Genomic DNA, 2,682 nt, shown 5'->3' with positions numbered 1-2,682 from the left:
TTGTAGCCGTGGTCGAGCAGCATCCAGATCCCATGGAAAAGGGTACCATCCGGTAGCAGCATATGCGCCCGGTTCTCGTTTTCGTAGTGGATGAAGGCGTCCTTGCCGCCCATGTCGATGACATGCGTGGTGCCAACCATGATAACGGCCAGCATGTTCCTGTCGAGAATTGTCATGGTCCCTGTCCGTGCTTGAGTTCGAAAGAGCCTCGACGGGATGTTTATCGTCAAGTATCTTGACTATATGGAGTTTGGAGAAAATGGTCAAGGAGCTTGACGAAAAAATCGACACCCTGCCCGATCACGTCGGCTGGCGCCTTTGGCAGGCAAGCCGCGCCTGGCAGACCGAATTCGCCGCCGCGATGCGCGCCGCCGGTCACGGCTGGTTCACCGAAGCACGCGCCGGACTGCTTGGTCACATCACCAGGAACGGCATGCGCCAGTCGGCGTTGATCGAACGCTCGGCAATCTCCAAGCAGGCGATCCAGCAACTGCTCGACGGCCTCGAGGCGGAGGGGATCGTCGAGCGTCTGCCCGATCCGCAAGATGGCCGCGGCAAGATGGTGCGTTACACCAGCAAGGGGCTGGATGCCTTGCGCGACGGCGATCGGGTCAAGATGGAGATCGAGCGGCGCTATGTCAGTCGCATTGGCGAGGAGCGGTTCACGGCGCTGATGGGCGCTTTGCGAGCACTTGCGGCCGGACAGGCTGCGGCGAAGGATGAAGACACTGGCGCTGAAGGTGAAGTCGTGGAATCGAAGTGACAGCAAGGCCCCGCAACCCATTGCGTCGACTCATTTCTTTCTCTAAACGCTCGCCATGAAAACAGCCAATCATCCCGACACCGTCCTGATTGTCGATTTCGGCAGCCAGTTTACGCAGCTCATCGCCCGCCGCATCCGCGAGGCCGGCGTGTTTTCCGAGATCGTGCCGTTCCAGTCGGCCGAGGCGGCGTTCGAGCGCATCAATCCGAAAGCCGTGATCCTGTCCGGCGGCCCCGCCTCGACGTCGGACATCGGCAGCCCGCGCGCGCCGCAGATCGTCTTCGATGCCGGCGTGCCGGTGCTTGGCATCTGCTATGGCCAGATGGCGATGTGCGTGCAGATGGGCGGCGTCGCCGAAAGCTCCGATCATCGCGAATTCGGCCGCGCCTTTGTCGAGATCGAGAAGGACAGCCCGCTGTTCGAGGGCCTGTGGGCGCCCGGCCAGCGCCACCAGGTGTGGATGAGCCACGGTGACCGCGTCATCTCCTTGCCCAAGGGCTTCGAAGTGTTCGGCAAGTCCGAAGGCTCGCCCTTCGCCATCTTCGGCAATGTCGAGCGCAAGATGTACGGCATCATGTTCCACCCCGAGGTCGTGCACACCCCGGACGGCGCAAGGCTGCTGCGCAATTTCGTTCACAACATCGCCGGCATCGAGGGCGACTGGACGATGCGCGCCTACCGCGAACACGCGGTCGAGGCGATCCGCAAGCAGGTCGGCAAGGGCAAGGTCATCTGCGCCCTGTCGGGCGGGGTTGACTCGTCGGTCGCCGCACTTCTGATCCACGAAGCAGTCGGCGACCAGCTGACCTGTATCCTTGTCGACCACGGGCTGATGCGCAAGGACGAGGCTGCGGGCGTGGTGGCGATGTTCCGCCAGCACTACAATCTGCCGCTGATCCTGGTCGATGCCGCCGACAAGTTCATCTCGGCGCTGGAAGGCGAGGCCGACCCGGAGAAGAAGCGCAAGACCATCGGCCGGCTGTTCATAGAGGTGTTCGAGGAGGAGGCGAAGAAACTCGGCGGCGCCGACTTCCTGGCGCAAGGCACGCTCTATCCCGATGTCATCGAGAGCGTCTCCTTCACCGGCGGCCCGTCGGTGACCATCAAGTCGCACCACAATGTCGGCGGCCTGCCCGCGCGCATGAACATGCAGCTGGTCGAGCCGCTGCGCGAACTGTTCAAGGACGAGGTGAGGGCCCTTGGCAAGGAGCTCGGCCTGCCCGAAAGCTTCATCGGCCGGCATCCGTTCCCAGGCCCTGGCCTAGCCATCCGCTGTCCCGGCGGCATTACCCGCGAGAAGCTGGAGATCCTGCGCGAGGCCGACGCCATCTATCTCGACGAGATCCGCAAGGCCGGCCTCTACGACGCCATCTGGCAGGCCTTCGCCGTGCTGCTGCCGGTGCAGACTGTCGGCGTGATGGGCGATGGCCGCACCTACGAGTTCGTCTGCGCGCTGCGCGCCGTCACCTCTGTCGATGGCATGACGGCGGATTTCTACCACTACGACATGGCGTTCCTGGGTTCCGCCGCCACCCGCATCATCAACGAAGTCCGCGGCATCAACCGCGTCGTCTACGACGTCACCTCAAAGCCGCCCGGCACAATAGAGTGGGAATGATTCAGGCCCATCCGAACGCCGCCGATTATTCGCCATTATTCTCCTTAAGCATCTGAAAATAAAAAGATAATTATCCAGTAGCGTTCAACAGCTATCGGTAGGCAGAAATTGGCATCGGCGGGCTGCCTGACGGATCTGCCACATATTGCCGCTTGGGATTTTTCAAAGTACCGTCATGGCCAGTAAGGCTTGTGACGGTACTTTTTTGCCCGTAAGGAATTGAAAGTAAATAGAATTTTCTGTCGACAGGCCTCGAAAATACCCTGACGGTACTTTTTTGGAGGCAGCAGCTATGCTGACT

At 61.2% G+C, this 2,682-nt stretch carries 2 protein-coding genes; both read left to right on the top strand.

Annotated features, from left to right (window positions below; all coding sequences use genetic code 11):
• The first annotated feature begins 187 nt into the window (after positions 1 to 187).
• On the top strand, positions 188 to 763 hold the full coding sequence (locus ACXJ7R_RS29470) for a MarR family winged helix-turn-helix transcriptional regulator (protein WP_457154901.1): 576 nt from the start codon (positions 188 to 190) through the stop codon (positions 761 to 763).
• A gap of 55 nt (positions 764 to 818) precedes the next feature.
• Positions 819 to 2,381 carry a glutamine-hydrolyzing GMP synthase gene (gene guaA / locus ACXJ7R_RS29465; protein ID WP_457154900.1) on the top strand — a complete coding sequence of 521 codons (1,563 nt, stop codon included), beginning with the start codon at positions 819 to 821 and terminating at the stop codon, positions 2,379 to 2,381.
• Positions 2,382 to 2,682 lie beyond the last annotated feature (301 nt).

It is taken from the genome of Mesorhizobium sp. P5_C1, from assembly GCF_054049815.1.
This window is presented reverse-complemented; position numbering and strand designations above follow the sequence as displayed.